This is a genomic window from Oceanicoccus sp., assembly GCF_029238675.1.
Classification (GTDB): domain Bacteria; phylum Pseudomonadota; class Gammaproteobacteria; order Pseudomonadales; family Dasaniaceae; genus Oceanicoccus.
On the sequence record NZ_JAQWFR010000009.1, the window covers coordinates 1 to 19,494 of the forward strand.

Annotated in this window: 18 protein-coding genes; 5 read left to right on the forward strand and 13 right to left on the reverse strand. The window is 47.6% G+C overall.

What is annotated here, in order from left to right; genetic code table 11:
- From P8H32_RS03865 to P8H32_RS03875, 3 genes are all read right to left on the reverse strand, one after another.
- A partial coding sequence (locus P8H32_RS03865; RefSeq protein ID WP_301088516.1) for a glutathione S-transferase family protein occupies positions 1–845 on the reverse strand: 845 nt, incomplete at its 3' end.
- A 10-nt stretch (positions 846–855) separates the two neighbouring features.
- Positions 856–1,863 (reverse strand): NADP-dependent oxidoreductase, encoded by a 1,008-nt coding sequence (locus tag P8H32_RS03870; protein ID WP_297292220.1) that lies wholly within the window; start codon positions 1,861–1,863, stop codon positions 856–858.
- Between the two features lie 109 nt (positions 1,864–1,972).
- Entirely contained in the window at positions 1,973–2,596 is a 624-nt protein-coding gene (locus P8H32_RS03875) for a TetR/AcrR family transcriptional regulator (protein ID WP_297292221.1), read from the reverse strand.
- Between the two features lie 232 nt (positions 2,597–2,828).
- Between P8H32_RS03875 and P8H32_RS03880 the strand changes: the two genes are divergently transcribed.
- The gene (locus P8H32_RS03880) at positions 2,829–4,853 is read left to right on the forward strand and encodes an FAD-dependent oxidoreductase (protein WP_301088517.1); all 2,025 of its coding nucleotides are present in this window, start codon (positions 2,829–2,831) and stop codon (positions 4,851–4,853) included.
- A gap of 154 nt (positions 4,854–5,007) precedes the next feature.
- Here P8H32_RS03880 and P8H32_RS03885 read toward each other — a convergent pair whose 3' ends face one another.
- The 6 genes from P8H32_RS03885 to P8H32_RS03910 are packed head-to-tail and all read right to left on the reverse strand — an operon-like array spanning position 5,008 to position 11,239.
- The gene (locus P8H32_RS03885) at positions 5,008–5,340 is read right to left on the reverse strand and encodes a DUF962 domain-containing protein (RefSeq protein WP_301088518.1); all 333 of its coding nucleotides are present in this window, start codon (positions 5,338–5,340) and stop codon (positions 5,008–5,010) included.
- A gap of 4 nt (positions 5,341–5,344) precedes the next feature.
- Positions 5,345–6,727 (reverse strand): DsbA family protein, encoded by a 1,383-nt coding sequence (locus P8H32_RS03890; RefSeq protein ID WP_301088519.1) that lies wholly within the window; start codon positions 6,725–6,727, stop codon positions 5,345–5,347.
- A gap of 15 nt (positions 6,728–6,742) precedes the next feature.
- Entirely contained in the window at positions 6,743–7,516 is a 774-nt protein-coding gene (locus tag P8H32_RS03895) for an enoyl-CoA hydratase (RefSeq protein ID WP_297292224.1), read from the reverse strand.
- A gap of 28 nt (positions 7,517–7,544) precedes the next feature.
- Positions 7,545–8,228, reverse strand: a complete 684-nt coding sequence (locus P8H32_RS03900) for a glutathione S-transferase N-terminal domain-containing protein (RefSeq protein ID WP_301088520.1) — start codon at positions 8,226–8,228, stop codon at positions 7,545–7,547.
- Positions 8,229–8,253: 25 nt separating this feature from the next.
- Positions 8,254–10,059 carry a long-chain-acyl-CoA synthetase gene (locus P8H32_RS03905; RefSeq protein ID WP_301088521.1) on the reverse strand — a complete coding sequence of 602 codons (1,806 nt, stop codon included), beginning with the start codon at positions 10,057–10,059 and terminating at the stop codon, positions 8,254–8,256.
- Positions 10,060–10,081: 22 nt separating this feature from the next.
- A complete protein-coding gene (locus P8H32_RS03910) occupies positions 10,082–11,239 on the reverse strand; it encodes a glutathione S-transferase N-terminal domain-containing protein (protein WP_301088522.1) in 1,158 nt (385 codons plus the stop codon).
- 432 nt (positions 11,240–11,671) lie between these two features.
- Between P8H32_RS03910 and P8H32_RS03915 the strand changes: the two genes are divergently transcribed.
- Genes P8H32_RS03915 through P8H32_RS03925 form a run of 3 tightly spaced genes read left to right on the forward strand, consistent with a single transcriptional unit; the run spans position 11,672 to position 15,487 of the window.
- A complete protein-coding gene (locus tag P8H32_RS03915) occupies positions 11,672–12,049 on the forward strand; it encodes a hypothetical protein (protein WP_297292228.1) in 378 nt (125 codons plus the stop codon).
- A 25-nt stretch (positions 12,050–12,074) separates the two neighbouring features.
- Positions 12,075–13,478, forward strand: coding sequence for a DUF1254 domain-containing protein (locus P8H32_RS03920; RefSeq protein ID WP_301088523.1), 1,404 nt, complete (start codon positions 12,075–12,077; stop codon positions 13,476–13,478).
- A complete protein-coding gene (locus tag P8H32_RS03925; RefSeq protein ID WP_301088524.1) occupies positions 13,475–15,487 on the forward strand; it encodes an alkyl sulfatase dimerization domain-containing protein in 2,013 nt (670 codons plus the stop codon). Before P8H32_RS03920 ends, P8H32_RS03925 begins: the two co-directional genes overlap by 4 nt.
- A gap of 40 nt (positions 15,488–15,527) precedes the next feature.
- On the opposite strand, the gene P8H32_RS03930 is transcribed toward P8H32_RS03925, so the two are convergent.
- Together P8H32_RS03930 and P8H32_RS03935 are read right to left on the reverse strand one after the other, a co-directional pair.
- The gene (locus tag P8H32_RS03930; RefSeq protein WP_297292231.1) at positions 15,528–16,268 is read right to left on the reverse strand and encodes an SDR family NAD(P)-dependent oxidoreductase; all 741 of its coding nucleotides are present in this window, start codon (positions 16,266–16,268) and stop codon (positions 15,528–15,530) included.
- A gap of 35 nt (positions 16,269–16,303) precedes the next feature.
- On the reverse strand, positions 16,304–16,678 hold the full coding sequence (locus P8H32_RS03935) for a hypothetical protein (protein WP_297292232.1): 375 nt from the start codon (positions 16,676–16,678) through the stop codon (positions 16,304–16,306).
- A 95-nt stretch (positions 16,679–16,773) separates the two neighbouring features.
- Between P8H32_RS03935 and P8H32_RS03940 the strand changes: the two genes are divergently transcribed.
- Positions 16,774–17,847: an MBL fold metallo-hydrolase gene (locus P8H32_RS03940; protein ID WP_297292233.1), complete on the forward strand. Its 1,074-nt coding sequence runs from the start codon at positions 16,774–16,776 to the stop codon at positions 17,845–17,847.
- 16 nt (positions 17,848–17,863) lie between these two features.
- On the opposite strand, the gene P8H32_RS03945 is transcribed toward P8H32_RS03940, so the two are convergent.
- Together P8H32_RS03945 and P8H32_RS03950 are read right to left on the reverse strand one after the other, a co-directional pair.
- Positions 17,864–19,090, reverse strand: a complete 1,227-nt coding sequence (locus P8H32_RS03945) for a TetR/AcrR family transcriptional regulator (protein WP_297292234.1) — start codon at positions 19,088–19,090, stop codon at positions 17,864–17,866.
- A 204-nt stretch (positions 19,091–19,294) separates the two neighbouring features.
- Positions 19,295–19,494: hypothetical protein (locus tag P8H32_RS03950; RefSeq protein WP_301088525.1), on the reverse strand; the 200-nt coding region annotated here is incomplete at its 5' end.

The window sequence follows — 19,494 nt, forward strand, 5'->3', positions numbered from 1 at the left end:
TCATTAACCATGCAGGTCACTTCCGGCAAAAAGTCTTTGGCGATTAAGCTCAGTATGGCTTGTAGTGTTGCGGGTATTTCATCATCGGTAAATAACTGCTGCGGATAACCGGGGTACTCCGGCATATCGGCATTCTCGGCATTCATTCGCTCTACCCAACGGTAGACGCGCTGGGCTTGGCTTTTCATAATCATGCCGGGGTAAGGGTCGCGGGATAAGTGGGCGTATAGAGGAGCCATCAAACTATAATCCGCTACACAGGGCTGACCACCGAATAAATACGGGTGCTGTTCAAAATGTTTATTCAGCAAGGCTAATAATTCCAGATACTGGGCTTCAATTGCCGGAATGGTTGCCTCATTAATTCCCAATAGCGGTAAGTAAGCCTGCATCGGCTTCATCACTTTTTCTGCGACTTGGCGCACCACATCCGGGCCTGCGCCGGGAGCGATGTGATCACCAAACTCCAGCTCGATAAATGCCTTATTATGTTCCAGAAAATTCCAGCGGTAATGCATGGCCACTTTCAGCAGACCTTCACTGCCAAATAGATCGATAATGAGTGCTGCCAGATGTTGTTTTGGCGTTTTGGGGTAGACGGAAAATTTTGCCTGCCCCGACTGTTCAAAGTGATCAATAATATCCACGGTATCCTGAAGCACAGTGCCGTCAGCCAGCTCGACCACCGGCACAATACCGCGCTTGGTTTGGGGGATGATTTTTTCGCCATAACTGGGGTGGCCCGGCATCACCTCATTAAAAGCTATGCCCTGCTTGCGAAAATAAGCACGCACCTTGCCGGAGTACATGGACATGGGCGCAGCATATAAGGTTATTGCATCCATGATAGACAACCTAATCGACCAGTTTGATCATTAATTTACCGTGGTTTTTGCCCTGATAAACCATTTGCACCGCTTCAGGAAAAGCGTCTATCCCTTCTACAATATGTTCGCGGAAGGTGATTTTTCCTTCATGCTCCCAAGTCAGTAAATCCACAAAGGCTTCTTTGGCACGGTGCATATAGTCACGCATGGTAAAGCCTTGCATTAGGCAGCTTTGTGTCAGTAGTTGCACATAGTTACCGGGGCCAATGGGGTTTTCGATATTTTCATATTGGGTGATTGCCCCGCAAATAATAATCCGGGCATGGCGATTCATCTGCATTAGCACAGCGTCCAGTGTTTCACCGCCTACCGCATCAAAGTACACATCAATACCTTCTGGCGCTGCTGCTTTAAGTTGACCGGCAATATCGCCCTGCTTGTAGTCGATAGTGGCATCGACGTTTAACTCATCTTTAAGGTAGGCACATTTTTCCGAGCCACCGGCAACACCTACAACACGGCAACCTTTGAGTTTAGCGATCTGGCAAACCACATGCCCTACCGCTCCCGCTGCGGAAGACACCATCACGGTCTCTCCTTCTTTGGGTTTGCCAATATCCAGTAGACCAAAGTAGGCGGTAAAGCCTGGCATACCCAAGCCACCCATAAAACGTGTCAGGGGCGCTAGATTGGGATCTATTTTTCGCAAGGCACGGCTATCAAAATTGCCGTGGGTTTGAATACCGGTAAAACCGGTGCAGAAATCACCCACCTGGTAATAGTCGGAACGGGACTCAATCACTTCCGCTACACCAAAGCCCCGCATCACTTCACCTAGCTCAACAGGCTCAATATAACTTTTCTTTTTCGAGATCCAGCCCTTCATAGCCGGGTCTACGGAGACATAATGGACCTTAACCGAGATTTCACCCTCTTGCAGTGGGGGCAAGGCATCATGGGTAAACTGCCAGGTATCAGCAATAGGCAGACCCTCGGCCTCTTGGGCAAAACGGACTTGGGTAATAGCGTTAACCATTTCTTTTCCAGTAATAGCTTTTAGGCACAACTGTCGACATAGCCTGAGCCATAAAGTGTTATTTTGATTGTTCTGGATTGTAATATTTTGTCATAAGTAGTGTCAATACTTACTGGCCAGCTTGCGGCACCAGTAACTTAATCACCGTATCCATCATGGCATCAACCGCTGTCTTATCAAGATAAATGCCATCAACCACCAAACGACTCATACCGTGGAAGGTACTCCAGCTTAGCTGGGAAATTCTTAAGGGTGTTACTCCCGCCGGTAGCTCAACATTTTCACACAGGGCGGTAATCGTTTCGGTATACAAGCGAAAACTACTATAGGCTCTTTCCTTTAGGCTGGCGCTAATAGTACTGGACTTCCAAATACGGCTGGAAAACATTAAGTCGTAGTACTCAGAATTCTCCACAGCAAAATTAACATAGCCCCCCAGTTGCCTCTGCAAATGGTTGGCTAAATCATCAAAAGCGGCTTGCTGGTCAAATAAGGCGTCAAAGCGCCTAAAGCCTTCCTCGGCGATGGCACATAACAGGCCCTGCTTGTCTTCAAAGTGATGATAGGGCGCCGTACGGGAGACCCCTGCACGGGTGGCGAGTTTACGCATCGACAAGGCATCCTCACCCTCTTCCCGGATAATATTCGCCGCCTCGGTAATTAATACCTGACGTAAATCACCGTGATGATAGGTCTTTTTCTGGCTTTCTGACTTGTCATTAGCTTTATTCACAAGGCGAAAGGTAGCAGCCTAACTTGACAGCGTCAAAATTATCGAATAACTTGACCTCTTTGAACTTGACGCCGTCCAGTTAAGCGGAGAATCAGACCGATGGGCCATGTCGAGCACTTTAAAGTGATCATGCGCCCACCTATCGGCGTACAAAGAATATTAGAACCAATGACCGCCGAGCCAGAAAAGACCGGCCTGATCCCTAAACCCCAAGCAATGCAGGAATCCATCAATGAGCGCAAACCCTTACCCCCATTTATTACAGCCCTTAGACCTTGGCTTTACCACCCTGAAAAACCGCGTACTAATGGGCTCTATGCATACAGGCCTTGAAGAAGCGGAAAACGGTATGGAACGTATGGCCGCCTATTTTGCCGAGCGTGCCGCCGGCGGTGTTGGGCTTATTGTGACCGGTGGGTTTGGTCCCAATCAACGAGCGGCAACCCATGAGAACACCCAGTCATTAGAAACCGAAGCGGATGCCGAGCAACATAAAATCATTACTGATGCAGTGCATAAAGCCGATGGGAAAATATGTATGCAAATTTTGCATACCGGCCGTTATGCCTTTAATGAAAACCCCATCGCCCCTTCTGCCATACAAGCTCCAATTAACCCCTTTAAACCCAAAGCTGCCACCGAAGAAGAAATTGAAATGCAGATTCTGGATTTTATTAATGTCTCGGTATTGGCAAAAAAAGCGGGATACGACGGCGTAGAAATTATGGGTTCTGAAGGCTATTTTATTAACCAGTTTTTGGCAGCCAGAACCAATCATCGGGATGACCAGTGGGGCGGAAGCTACGAAAACCGCATGCGTCTACCGGTAGAGATAGTCCGTCGCGTGCGTGAAGCCGTCGGAGAAGACTTTATTATTATCTACCGCTTATCTATGCTGGATTTAGTGGAAGGTGGCAGCTCTTATGATGAGGTAGTGACCTTAGGTAAAGCGGTAGAGCAAGCTGGTGCCACCATTATTAACACCGGCATAGGTTGGCACGAAGCGCGTATTCCAACCATTGCCACTAAAGTACCCCGGGCTGCCTTTACTTGGGTAACGGCTAAGTTTCGCGATGAGTTTTCTATTCCGGTAATTACCTCTAACCGGATTAATACACCTGAAGTGGCTGAAGAAGTACTACAGCGCGGCGATGCCGATATGATATCCATGGCACGCCCCCTTCTAGCTGACCCGCAGTTTGTAGCAAAAGCTGCCGCTAATAAAAGCGATGAAATTAATACCTGTATCGGTTGTAACCAGGCCTGCCTGGATCACGTTTTTGTTGGCAAGATGACAAGCTGTTTAGTAAACCCGCGCGCCTGTCATGAAACCGAGTTAAATATTATTCCCACAACCGAAGTGAAAAAACTGGCTGTGGTTGGCGCAGGCCCTGCGGGCATGGCCTTTGCGGTCAGTGCGGCGGAGCGTGGTCATAGCGTCACCCTGTTTGATAGCGCCGATAAAATTGGCGGGCAGTTTAATATCGCCAAACAAATACCGGGTAAAGAAGAGTTTGAAGAAACCCTGCGCTATTTTGCTACGCAAATTAAACAGCATAATATTGAGTTAAAACTTAATACCCGGGTTGATAGCGCCAGCTTAAACAATAGCGACTTTGACGAAGTGATATTAGCCACCGGTATTTCACCACGCACTCCGGATATTGAAGGTGTTGATCACGAAAAAGTACTAAGCTATTTGGATGTTATTGCAGACCGTAAACCGGTGGGCAGTAAGGTTGCGGTGATTGGTGCCGGCGGTATTGGTTTTGATGTTTCGGAATTTCTTGTTCATAGCGGTGAAGCCACCAGCTTAAATATCCCTGCCTTTATGCAAGAATGGGGTATAGATATGAGTCTGGCTGCGCGGGGCGGTATCGAAGGGATTCAAGCCAAAGTAACGCCCCCTGCCCGTGAAGTTTCATTATTGCAACGCAAATCTTCAAAAGTCGGTGCTGGCTTAGGTAAAACTACAGGCTGGGCGCATCGTGCAGGCTTGCAAAATAAAGCTGTTAAAATGATACCAGGTTGTGAGTATAAGAAAATTGACGATGCTGGTTTACATGTAGTTATTGGCGGCGAAGAGAAAGTGTTAGACGTCGATAATGTGATTATTTGCGCTGGACAAGACCCCTTACGGGAATTGGCTGACAGCCTGAGCAAACCCTATCACTTAATTGGTGGAGCCGATATTGCGGCTGAGTTAGATGCTAAACGCGCTATCGACCAGGGAACGCGTTTGGCGGCTAGTATTTAAAAGCCGTACTGTTATTCCCGCGAATGTTCTGTCATTCCCGCCAATGTTCTGTCATTCCCGCGAAGGCGGGAATCTACAGCGCTGGGTTCCCGCCTTCGCGGGAATGACGTTGCTTCGTGGGAATAGTGGTTTTTGCGTAAATAACGGGGGAAGTTTAGCTCTTTTTCGGTGCTGAAAAATGCGAGTGGTCAAGCCGCCCCGTTAATGCTTCAAAGACCATTACATAATCTGCAGCCAAACTATAAGCGGGGTAATTCAAAGTCGCCGGTTTATTTTTTTCAAAGAAAAAATGCCCCACCCAGGCAAAGCTATAACCGGCTACAGGGACTAGCAACAACAGTAACCACTGTTGGTTAAATAGCGCAAACAGCAGCACCAGTATCGATAAAGTGGTGCCAATATAATGCAATAACCGGCTTACACGATTGCTATGTTGGTTAAGATAAAAAGGGTAGAACTCGGCAAAGCTGGTAATGGTTTTATCCATGGATTTATCCTTTCGACAATAAACGGTTTATTTCTCGGGCAAACAACCAAAGACGATCCTGCCCCCAGAGGGCTAACACTTGCTTACCGTCTTTATCTAACAGGCGGAAACTGGGTACGCCCCATAAGCCCATACCGTACATGGTTTGTCGGTTAGCCTCTAATAGCGACTGCCAACCGGGGTCACCCATTTTTTGTTGGGCCTGCTGCCAGGATAAACCCGCCTGCTCAACCACATAGCGCATGCCTTTGTCATTATTGGTATTCACCCGTTCAGTAAAGGCCGCTTTTAAAAAGGCGGAAATCAATTGGGTGCCTTTGCCTTGTTCACAAGCCCAGGGGTAAAGCGAATAAGTGCGACGTACCGGCTCGCCAATGGGGTCATAGGCATTGCCAAAAGGCACCCCGGCGGCGCGAGCTTCGCGGGCGGTATCAAAAAAGATATAAAGGCCCTTTTCCCGCGTTGCCGGTACTCCGCGCATCACCATAGGCATAACGGGTTTGACCACCAGATTAACACCAGTGTCTTTGGCCAGTTGTACCGCGCGATCAAAGGCCATGGCGGTATAGGGACTACGCAGTGAAGGGTATACTTCCAGTGTCAGGCTGCCGTTATCTTTAATCTCGCCGACTTCTATCGGTGGACGAGGCATTAACAGCGGTAGGTCGGGTTGATGATCAATGCCTAGTTCTGCCAGGCGTTGCTCAAGATGATATAAACGGTCAACACCCCAGTACCATTCACCGCCATAATAAAACATGGCGCCGGAATAGTGCTTTAGCTTTTTTTGATGTTCGCTGCCAAGCTGCACTTTTTTGCCGGCTTCCGCCTCGCTAACAGTGCCATAGGCCGCGGCAAGATCTTTTAGCGCCGAGTGGTCACCAGACCATAAAGCCTGCCCTACTTCAACAATACAACCCAGTAATGCCGCCTGTTCCTGTGCTGCCAATATTGAGGTAGCTAAGCTGACCAGTTCAGGTGATGGCAAGCTTTGTTGTTGGGGGAAATCCAGCTGATACTCGGGTGCCACTAAACCGGCATCGTACTGTGCCAGCTTTAATAATAAATCCGGTTCCGCGACATTATCACCCACCGGACCAGCCACTAAATGGCAGACCAACTTAATGTCATAACGCGCTAGTAAAGGTTTTAATAGCTGTGCCGCAAGATGGCTATAACCATCATCGACCTGATGAAAGTATTCAAGGGTATGGGGTAAGCCTAGCTTGCATCGTAGTTTTTCCGCTTTGGCCCGATGTTTCTCCATCCGTTTTGGGCTAGCCATTTGCTGCATAACCTTGGAGGTGGCCCAACGCAGAATAAAGCCGGGGTCCATGGTAGCAGCACCACCCTGATCTTTAAAAACCTGTTGTTCTGACTGCGCCATGGTCTTGTTCTTGCGTTAAAATTTCGAAAAGTCAGGCTCTCTGCGCTCCATAGCGGCGGCTATTGCTTCTCTGGCTTCCGGGCCTTGAACCAACTGGGTAAACAGCTCCCCTTCGGCTTGCATACACTCCTCAACTACCTCGGCCTGCTGTCCCTTCAGAAGCGCCTTACTCACCCGAAGGCTGGTAGGTGGCTTAGCCGCCAGTTTATTGGCTATCTCCCAGGCAACCGGTAAATACTCATCAGCACTGGCAATCTGATTAATGATGCCGCACTCTTTGGCCTGCTGAGCATCAAACTTTTCTCCAAGCAGTATTAGTTCTGCAGCACGCTGATAACCAGCGAGGCGTGGTAACAGAAAACTGGAAGCCGCTTCAGGACATAATCCCAAATTGGTAAAAGGCATGGAGAAAACTGTGCTATCGGCTGCTACCACAATATCGAAATGTAATAACATGGTGGTACCAATACCTATGGCGGGACCATTAACCGCAGCGACTATAGGTTTTTTAAAGCTGGCAATGGCCTTCATAAATTGTGATACCGGAGCTGCTTCATCGCCGACAGAGTTATTTAAAAAGCCCGCCAGATCATTACCCGCCGTAAAACAATCCTTAGTACCGGTTATTAACACCACACGAATACCGTTGTCCGCGTCGGCTGCATTTAAAGCATCTGCCACTGCGCCATACATATCTTGTGTTAGCGCATTTTTTTTATCGGGGCGATTCCAGGCAATAGACATCACCTTATTGTCGGTGGTTATGGTAATGGGGACTTGTTGACTCACGGTGATTACCTATTTATTTCTTAAGATGTTATTTCTGTAAAATATTTTGTGCGTTGCTTTTGAATTTCTCGGTTTCTTTTTCATCGTCCAGTAAGTTGCCCAGACTAAACGGTACATCAAGGCCTTTGCTCATGCCGGGCTGTTGATACATCGCCTGTGACCAACGCTGTATATGATCTAAACCCTCAACAGAAATACCCGACCATTTATGCGTACGCACCCAACACCAATTGGCGATATCGGCAATGGAATAATCGGCTGCCAGCCATTCGTTATTCGCCAAGCGTCCGTCTAACACTTCAAATAAGCGGCGACCTTCATTCTGGTAACGATCAATCGCCGGTTGAATTTTTTCCGGGAAGTATCGGAAGAAAACATTGGCCTGCCCCATCATGGGACCTACACCGCCCATCTGGAACATTAACCACTGTATCACCTCAGAACGACCTTTGGCATCGGTAGGCATTAGGCGGCCAGTTTTTTCTGCCAGATAAATCATAATCGCGCCAGACTCAAAAATCGGAAAATCACCGGCATCGCGATCGACAATAGCGGGAATACGACCGTTTGGGTTAATGGCTAAAAAGTCAGGCTTTTTTTGTTCGCCCTCGGTAATATTCACGAAATGCGTATTGTATTCCAGCTCCAGGGCTTCCAGTGTGCAAGACACCTTATGACCATTAGGCGTTGGCGCGGTATATAGATCGATCATAAATATCCTTTCGGTGTTGTCTTTATTAAAATCCAGACTGACCTGCAATCACCTGCTGGTAGCTGGCATCATCCAAAGGCTCATAGGCTTGGCTTTTGGGTTTAAGTATAAATAATGGCTCTTTAACCTGATCCAGGTGATAGGCCTCTTTACGCAGTGCGCCTTTGACAAGCTTGAAGGTTACTGTAGTCTCAACCTGTTGCTGCAGGCGAATAAATACCGGCCTGGCATGAGCGGGTAACTCCCTATCAACAAATTGTGAAAAAGCGTCCATATCCAGTGAAGCACCTTCTTTTAAGGTGATGGCTGCCATACCGGCTTTACCTTCGGCACCAGGGACTTCCACGCCATAAACATTGGTCATTTCTATGCCGTCATAGGCATTAATAATTTCACCCACCTCATTGGTAGACACATTTTCTGCTCGCCAGCGGAAGGTATCACCTACCCGATCTACAAATTGAAAGTGCGGCAGGCCCAGTGCAAAACCCACATCAATTTGACGCACTAAATCACCGGTATTAAACCAGCGATCTCCAGGATTTTTTAGATCGGTTAATATTTTGCTATTGGTGGCTTCTTTGTTTTGATAGCCATCAAACTTATATTTATCATCAATTTCTGACAGTAATAGCCCTGGCTCGCCAGGCTCTGCCTCTATTAGTTTACCCGCAGCATCGCGAATCATTTCATCAGCATCAACATCATACTTCACCAACATCAGACTGGCGCTGGTGGTGCCAATGGTACGATCTTTATTCAGGAAATTGATAAAGGCAGCATTACCTTCACTGGAACCGTAAATTTCAGAAATACGTTTGACCTTAAAACGGGAGCGAAATTGATCCCAAACATCAGGACGTAGGCCATTACCCATCATCGTTTCCAGGGGGTTGTTTTTTTCTTCCGGACATTCTGGATGTATAGAGAGATAGCGGCATAACTCACCCACATAGACAAACAGGTTGGTTTGATATTGTTGTACTTCAGGCCAAAATTGACTGGCGGAAAAACGACGACGTAAAAACATGGAAGCACCGGAAGACAGTGAAGTACCAAAACCCGGCCCTAAACCTGTCATATGGTACAGAGGCAAACACATATAAATACGGTCTTGTTGTTTGGCTCGAAGGCCTGCCTTGCAATAAGGGTAGGCACTTGCCAAAAATCGACGATGATAAATAACAGCCGCTTTCGGTAAACCGGTGGTACCTGAAGTAAAGATATATAAGGCCTTTTCACCCGCTTTGATATCCGCCGTTTCGGCGAGGTTTGTTGTCGGCATGGCATCAACTTGCTCGCTAAAATTAAAGAGCTTTTCAGGCTTTGTGCTTTCGCCCGTATCCTCTACCCATAAATAGTCCTGGTCACTGAGAGGCAATTGCTCTTTGACTTCCATAATAGCCTCTACCAGCTCCTCCCCTACCAGGCATTTCCTGGAGTCGGTAATGGATATACAATGGACTAATGGCTTACCCCGTAAACTGTTATTAACCAAACTGGCCGTTGCACCGATTTTGGCCAGCGCCAAGACCGAGGCCAGCATTTCAATTCGGTTCTCTAATAACACTGCAACAACATCACCACGGGCTACGCCCTGCTTTTTTAACAGGTGGGCAAATTGATTGACCAAGCGATTAAACTGCCCCCAGTTTAGCTCTCGCCCTTCAAAAACCAGGGCAGATTTATCAGCGTACTTTTCAGCTGTCGTTTGAAACAGCAACCCCATGGAAACCGTATCATCATCTTTGGGGGGTTTATAGCTAGCCAGAAGCGGGGCCACTGTTGCAAAGTCCTTTAAGACGCGGAAAAACTCTGTTATTTTTTTCATACTTAAAAACCTAAATTAATCATTAGTCGACGCGCAATTCGCCCCAGACTTCAAGGTGATTGACACGTTCAACCCGACGGTCAGTTTTGAGGGTCAGTATTGAGGACAGACCAACTTCGCTAAATAGTGCGGCTATGTTTTGTTGTTCGGACTCACTAGCGCGAGCAAAGCAATCCTGAATCCGCTGCAGTAAATAAAAACGGTAAGGCAATACGGCGGTACTAAGGGTTATACCCCGCCACTCAAACTCTGCTTTACCAATTACCCGTCCTGCTGGATTATCCAGCCCGTTGGTACCGGCAGTAATTCCCTGATGATTGCGCAGCCAATCATTGCAAAAGGCCACATGGGCTTCAAGCTCAGGTAAATAATTTTTGGCGATAAAAACCATTAAGGCTTTTAAGGTGTCGGAAATAGTATCATCTGCATTTAACGCTGCCGTATTATCCGCATATTCCACACGAATGGGTTCTGGGGCATGCATGCGCTCCACCCAACGTGAGACTTCGGGGGCGCTTTGGCGGGTTAACATAGCGGGGACAGGATCGCGGCCCAAGTGGGCATAAAGAGGGGCAAGCAAACCATAATCACCGACACAGGGACGCCCACCTAACAAATAGGGCTGGGTCTTCAGGTGAGCTGAAAATAGCGTTAAGAACTCTTTATAAGAGTCTTCAATCAGGGGGGCGCTTGCTTCACTGACACCAAAACCCCTGGCGGCTGCGCGCATAGACTTACTGGCAAGGTCAAACAGCGCATCACGACTTTCCTGATCACTGTCTGGTGGTGCAATCGCGCAGCAAAAATCATTTTTAATAAAATCCAACTGCTCATCAAAACTCCAACGGTAGTGCATAGCCTCACGCAACAGGCCTTCGCCACCAAACAACTCGAACAGATAGGCAATAGTCGCCAGCATGGAGGATTCGGGGATAGCCGGCAGAGGGGATGTCCCTTCTGCTTCAAAAAAGTCGATGATGTCCGCGCCATCTTGCAGCAGTGTACCGTCAGGGGCCTCAACCACGGGCATAATTAAGCGCCCGACAGCAGGAACAATCTCCTGCTGGAAATGAGGATCATTAACACCTTGCTCGATAAACTCAATATGCTGCTTACGAAAGTAACTGCGAACTTTTGCGACGTACAAAGAAGAAGGTATACCGTACAACTTATAAGGCATTGTAATCACCATGATATTGGGGTTCGATAACAAGCCGGACATAATGTCATAATATATGCCAATTTAAAAGTCAGCTGTAAAAAACTTTTCTTATCTTCTGTATTAACAAGATAAAAATACTACATAGCAGCCTATGGGATGGTTTATTTCAGCTCACTTGTTGCTCTTCAGTCCGTGTTAAATCAAATAGTAAAGATGAATCACTCATACTGGCTTCTCTTGATTTTTTAAAACATGATGGTATATATTGTCACAAATTGTGACGATACATGCATGACTTACTCGTCAAGTCAAGCTGTAACAGCAGCCATGCCATCTTCATCGGCCTTTATTATGCGGCTGTGGACGGACGATGCAGGCCTGATGAACGCTGCACCCTTTGGTGACGAAACGCGTATGCCGAACATTCATTGACTAACACGAGTGATTACCATGGAAAAAGTTTTACGTATTGTTGTCGGCCTGGCCGGACTAATGTTTTTAATTTTAGGCCTGCGATGGGTGATTGACCCTGCGGCTATGGCTACAAAATGGGAGATGCCCTTGTTGGAAGGCGTGGCCTTAAATTCACAAATTGGTGATTTGGGCGCGTTCTTTTTTGTTGGTGGTTTAGTCATACTGTTAGGTGTTGTAACCCGCCAGCGGCAATGGTTTTTATCCGCCGCGCTATTAATTGGTACCGCGGGTGTGTTTCGCATACTGGCTTTGCTGGTGCATGATGCAACCCTGCCTGTGGATAAATTGGCTGGAGAGGTGATCTTATGCTGCCTGCTACTGATTGCCAGCAAACTGTTAACCAATAAAAGCTAAAGCCAAAACAGGTATAAGGGAAGACTTGTCATCGCCAATCCCCGTAGTGGATACACGACAGGATAAGAGCTTGCAGATTATGAAAATAAAACTCTCAGCTTTATTAATTATCTGTTTTGTCGGCCTGCTGATCTATCAAGGCTTGTCGCAGTTTAAAGCCTTTTCTGCGGCCTACCTCTACGGCTACCCGCTAATGATTATGCAGGAAACCCAGAAGGTGATGTTGGCCGGGGCCGCCACGGAAAACCAACTGACCCATAACGCCAACTTTCCCGACCATAATTTTCGCAATGTTGTTCGCCCCAATGTGGATACGCTCTATACCATCGCCTGGTTAAATTTGTCGGAGCAACCACAGCTACTCTCTGTACCGGATATGGGCGAGCGTTATTATATATCACCCCTTATGGATGCCTGGACCAATGTCTTTGCCTCAGTGGGCACAAGAACAACTGGCAATAAAGCCGGTGACTATGCCATTGTTGGGCCGAACTGGTCTGGCGATTTACCTGACACTTTAGAGGTTATTCGCGCCCCCACTAACAGGGTGTGGATGATTCAACGCATACAAACCAATGGCCCTGGCGATGTTGCTGCGGTTGCACAGTTGCAGCTCCAGTTTTCATTAGCCTCTTTAAGCCAATGGCAACAAGGCTTAAGCAGTGAAGCCTATGTTGGCAGTATTGATAAAGGCCACCAAACCGACAATCCATATCTCACTGTTGATCAAATGAATGCCGATACTTTTTTCTCTGCACTGGCACAAGCACTATCGCAACAAGCTGCGCCAGCGGCTGATCAGGAAGCAATCAATAATCTGGCGGCCATTGGTGTTACAGCCGGCAACTACTCACCCGCAGCTCAAGGCTGGTTAGGTCAACTGATCGCCGATAGCGCCTTGAATATCACCCGCCAACAAATCAAAAAACAGCTAGGCGACAAACACTCATTGGAAAATGGCTGGGCTATTTATCGTCAAGGTATGGGTAATTATGGCACCGACTATAAACTGCGTACCGGTGTGGCAATTATTGGTTTAGGCGCACTGCCACCGGAAGAGGCTTTATACCCTAACACCAGCGTTGACTCTGGGGGCCAACCCCTTAACGGCCAGCATAGTTATGTCCTTCGCTTCGAACCAGGTCAAGCGCCACCGGTTGATGCCTTTTGGTCAGTCACCCTGTATGACGAAGAAGGTTTTTTGGTAGACAACCCGCTTAAGCGCTATGCCTTAGGCGATCGGGACGCATTGATATTTAACGACGATGGCTCTCTGGATATTGCGCTGCAACAAACAGCACCCACAGCCAATAGCAACAACTGGTTGCCCACCCCCAAACAGGGTTTTGCCATAACTCTGCGACTTTACTCTCCCAAGCTTGCCGCTACTGATGGCAGCTGGCCACTACCCAAAGTGATCAAACAATGAACTATGCCCTACAGCGTAATACCCTGCTGGCGACTTTATCCAGTCTATTACTGGTCGCCTGTGACCCAACATCAGCACCGCTGGATAATCGTGTTTCTGACAGTGGCAACAGTGCCCCATCCAGCTACACCGTGCAACATAATCAGGCTGTGCTCAAACAACTACCCTTTTCCGATACTCGAGATTTTGAAGAGGCGGAAAGAGGCCTGGTGGTTGCCGCTGATAATTTAGTGGTCAAACACTCCTCTAATGATAATACTATTTGGGATATGCCCGCCTATGCTTTTATTCAAGGTGACGCTCCTGCTTCGGTTAACCCCAGTCTATGGCGACAGGCTAAACTTAATGGCACACCGGGTTTATATCAGGTTAAAGAAGGTATCTGGCAGCTAAGAAATTTTGACCTGGCTACGGTGTCTATTATTGAAGGGGAAAAAGGCTGGATTATTGTCGACCCCAATACCTCCCTGGAAACCGGTGCCTCGGCTTATCGATTCTTAAAACAGCACTTATTAAAAGACAAACCCATCTCTACGATTATTTTTACCCACAGTCATATCGATCACTTTGGCGGTGTGGCTTCTTATATTAGCGATCAGCAATATCAATCGGGGGAAGTGACTATTGTGGCTCCAGAGGGTTTTGTCAAAGAAGCCTCTAGCGAAAATATTATGTTGGGGACAGCGATGACCCGCCGCGCCGGCTATCAATATGGTTCCTCTTTAAAACCCGGCCCCCGAGGCAATGTCGATTTGGGGCTGGGAAAATCCGTCCCCTTTGGCACCGCCTCTTTATTTGTGCCCAATAAAACCATTAGTGAAACCGGAGAACGCCATATTATTGATGGTGTTGAATTTATCTTTCAAATCGCCTCTGGCACTGAAGCTCCCGCAGAGTTTACGTTTTATTTACCACAGCATAATGCCTTTTGCGGTGCCGAGGTGATTAGCCGCACCATGCATAATATTTATACCCTGAGGGGTGCCAAGGTACGCGACGCCCTACTGTGGAGCCAGACCATTGATGATATGTTGCAAAACTATGGCCAATCCGAGGTGATTTTTAATAGTCACCACTGGCCTATCTGGGGTCAGCAACGTATTCGGAACTATCTTGAAAGCCAGCGCGATACCTATAAATTTATTCACGACCAAACTGTCGGCATGATTTTGCAGGGCATGACTCCGAATGAAATAGCCCATAACATTCAACTGCCTGAAAGCTTAAATCAACCGTTTTATTCGCGGGGCTATTACGGCACGCTGCAACATAATGCCAAAGCGGTTTATCAATATTATATGGGCTGGTATGACAGCAACCCGGCCAACCTGCACCCTCTTCCCACCACCGAAACCTCCAGCAAATATATTAAATTAATGGGTGGCATTGATGTGGTGGTCGCCAACGCCCGGATTGCTTTTGATCAAGGAGAATACCAATGGGTGGCCGAACTACTCAACAAAGCGGTATTTGCCCAGCCCAGCCATCAGGGTGCTAAAACTTTATTAGCCAACACCTATGACCAACTGGCATATCAGGCAGAGTCTGGCCCCTGGCGCAGTGAATATCTAACCGCCGCCCATGAATTACGCAATGGTATTACCGCGCCCATTATGGATACCGCCGACGCCAAAGGCATATTCACCCGCACACCGATCAGAACCTTTTTAGAAACCATTGCCGTCAATATTGACGGTGAGAAAGCCGATGGCAAAACACTGGCCATAGAAATGGTATTTACCGATGTTAACGAAACCTATGTGTTATCCCTTAATAACTCGGTACTGAACTTTTACCAACGCCCACTCACCGCTAATAACCGCCTACAGCCCTCTGTCACCTTAAGCCTGACTAAAGGCCTGTTATTAGATCTCATGACCGGTACCGGCGATTTAAAAAGCACTCTGCTAAGCGAGCAATTATCGGTGGATGGCAGCCTGTTAGACTTATTGAGCTTTTTCGGTTCGATGAGAGAAACCCAGGAAAACTTTCCGATTGTGACACCTTAAGCCAGGCCCGGGAGCACCGCCTGAATTTGGAGTAGGTCGCCTAAAACGCCGACACCCCACCATCCACATTAATCGCCTGCCCGGTCATATAACTGTTGCTGGGCAGAATTAAACTGACCATGGTGCTGACAATTTCCTCCGGCTCACCCAGGCGCTTCATAGGACTACCCTGGCTCATAATCCCTTTATCCATCCCCGCAACCGCAGCATTATCCAACATAGGGGTATTGGTAAAATAGGGGCAAATCGCATTAATGCGAATATTGTAACGGGCAAATTCAACCGCTGCTGTTTTGGTTAAACCCACCGCCGCATGTTTGGAGGCAGAGTAGTGAGCCAGTTTTGGGGCACCACCAATACCGGCAGCAGAGGCTACATTCAAAATACTGCCGCCGTTTTTCATCATTAACGGTATTTGATATTTCATACCAAATAAAACGCTTTTGGCGTTGACCGCAAAGTTAATATCCATTTCCTGTTCGGTGACATCCAGCAAACTTTTCGGCGGAGAAGAGATACCGGCATTATTGACCGCAATATCAAGACCACCAAAATGCGCAACGCATGCGTCAACCAAGGCTTTGACTTCTTCTTCCACAGCCACATTGCACGCCATGGCAATAACGTCACCCGGTAGTGAATCAGCCACAGCCTGAACACCCTTTTCATTCAAGTCACCAAGAACCAGCTTCGCCCCCCTGGGTGACAGGTATTGTGCTAACAGTTTGCCAAAGCCGCTGGCGGCACCGGTGATCAGGATAACTTTATTCTCAAAACTCATGATTATAACCTTCTATATTGGTGGTATTTTGCTATTTAGAGGGATGGCTCAGCTTCTAGACGAGTCCAGATAACGGTTTTACTAAAGAAGCCAATTGTAACGGCCATCCTGAATTGGCTGGCATCTTCTAACAATAAACACGTGTTCTTTTCTTGTTCCAATTCTTTGACATAGACCCTACCCCGCCAGCATTGCTCTTCTTTATCAAAGCGCAGCTCACGGAAAAGCGTTTCACCGACTAATTCGGGTGAGTCACTATAGCTATGGACAATCCCTTCCATCCCATCGCCAGCCGCCTGCATCTTGACGATTACCGGTTGGTCCGAGTGCTGCCATAGCCCCGCCAGCCCTGCCGGCTCCGCCAGCACCAGGGAGGGCAACAGGCACAGTGCCAATATATTATTTCTCATAATAATCTGTATTATTAAGGCTTAATCAGGATTTGACTTTGCAACTATAGTCACACAATATGCCAGAATAATTCAAACGATAAGGCCTGTAAACCATGAATCGTAAGCGCTTTATTACTCTTGCTGTATTACTTGCACTACTCGTTGTCATTTATAGCCAGCGCGGCACCCTGGTTATGACCATAATGGACCGTGGTATGCCCACTATTTTGGCCGGTGACCCCGCCGCAGAACTGGGAGATGGCCTGCATATTGCCGTGTGCGGTGCTGGTGGCCCCATGCCAGACCCTAAGCGCTCTGGGGCCTGCCTGATGATTATCGCCGGGGAAAACCGAATCATTGTCGATTCCGGCAGCGGCGGTGCCCGCAATATTAACCGCATGCGGCTGGGTATTGGCACTATTGATGCCGTGCTGCTGACGCATTTTCACTCTGACCATATTGATGGCCTGGGTGAAGTTGCTACCTTGCGCTGGGCTTCAGCTGCTAATATCTCGCCCCTGCCCGTGATTGCACCACAGGGAGTAGAAACCGTAGTTGAAGGTTTCAACCGTAGTTACAACTTTGACACGCAATACCGCCATGACCACCATGGCGATACGGTGGCACCGCTGTCGGGTAAAGGCATGGTGGCACAGCCATTTCCAGCACCCGAAGGCGGTGAAAGCGTTATCGTCTGGGATCAGGATGATTTAAAAGTCACCGCCTTTGAAGTCGACCATAAACCGGTTACACCCGCCGTCGGTTATCGTTTTGATTACCGGGGTCGCTCACTGGCGATCAGCGGCGATACGATTCGCTCGGCTAATCTGGAACATTTTTCCCGGGATGTGGATATCCTGTTCCACGAAGCTCTCAATATGGAGATGATCAATACGATGAATAAATCGGCACAGTCAATTGGCAACCCGGTTATCGCTAAAGTCGCCTACGATATTGTTGACTACCATACCAGCCCGGTGGATGCAGCTAAGTCTGCCGCCGCTGCCGGGGCAAAACATCTGGCGCTATATCATATTGTGCCGCCGATTATTTTTCCGGGGCAGGCAGCGGCTTTTATGGCGGGTGTTAATCAAGTCTATGATGGGCCCACCACACTGACGGAAGATGGTATGATCTTTTCCCTACCGGCTAACAGCACCGCTATTAATACCAGTAATGGTTTTTGAATTTGCCTGAAGGACTTTAGTTTTCCGGGGGAAGCCAACCACACAGCGTAGGCCGCAAATATTGAGCAAGAAAATCACCCTGCTCCATAGCAGGCAACCATAGCTTTAATTCGAAGGCAGAATTAATAGCGCAGCTAACCACCTCTGCAGTAATAAGCACATCAACCGGCCTTAGCAAACCCTCAAGCACACCGTCAGAAATAAGATAGCGAATCTCATTGGTAGTTTTCCGGTGGAGGTTTTGAATCTTTTCTCTATGCTGTAGCGAGATTGTGCGGATCACTCGTGAAGAAATCAGCGGCATGGTGCCATCAACTTGCTTGACGATAAGGGTATAACAGAGAGCAAACAGCTTATCGCGACTATTAAGATCCTGCTTTAAGACCTCAGACATTACGCCACTGACAATATCAATCGTTCGGTCAAACGCAGCTTCTGCCAGCTCTTCCTTGCTATCGAAGTGGTGGTAAACTGCTCCTTTGGTAATCTCCAGGCTAGCACAGATTTTATCGATAGAGGCACCATCGTAACCGTGCTTATTAATCAGGTTGGTGGCAGCAACCAGTATTTTTTCTACGGGTTTATCCTCTTTGCGCGCAGCAATCTGATTAAGTTGCAATAAGGCCTTATCCGCCAACGCCACATTAAAACTATAATCGCTAAAGAACAAACCATTCGACCACACATCGAGTAGATGATTAACCACCCTGTCCTTATGCCTGGACTCAAAATATTCAAACCACCAATATTCCAACCATAAAAATTGAAAATACCAATTAGTTGAAGCAGTCGGTAATGATTCTTGATGAGTACTCTGATCATAACTACTAAGCACCGTTTTGAGACGCTTAAACATCTCCATAAACTGCTTAAGCACCTCGGCATAAGGGGTCTGGGACAGATTCACCAGCTCCCCAAAGGGCATCAAGGGCGGCTTACTACCCCGCTGCACCGCAATATGGTCTTCAATGAGCAGGCGCAAGAGGAGTTTCAACCGACCCGCCAAGCTATCGACATGAACCACCGACTCAACAATCTGGCAGACACGATCAATACTGCGCAGATAACAAGCCGTTGCCAGGTCTTCTTTCTTTTTGAAGTAATAGGTAATACTGGTAGTGGCCAAGTCTACCCTGGCCCCAATTTCAGCAAAGGTAGCTCTCTTGATGCCTTTTTCGCTAAACACCTGCACCGCAGAATCAATGATCAGCAACTGTTTGTTGGTAAATTTATTGTTAGGCACGCCCATTTGCCTTGACTATCCCTGTTTAATCCTGATTGCAGTAGGTTACCTTAGGCCTGGGCTTAAATCATCTAAAATTAACGGTAATACTGATATTGAGGGTATTGAAAGGATACAGTCATTATAAAAAGCCACGATAAAAAAAGGGCCGGCAAACACTGCCGACCCTTCATTATGACCAGGAAAAACTGGCCAACAGAGAGATTACTCTGCTGAATCTTGAGGCACTGGCTCACCCAGTGTTACGACAACCGTACCTACGTTATACAGGTCTCCCCCAAGTGGGCTAGGACTTGCAGCATCAATGTTATAGGTGATGGTGTCGCCTGTAATTTCACCGCCTTGCCAAGTGTTACTTGTCAGACCTGTAATAGGTGCTACTTGACCAACTGCAACATTCCCAT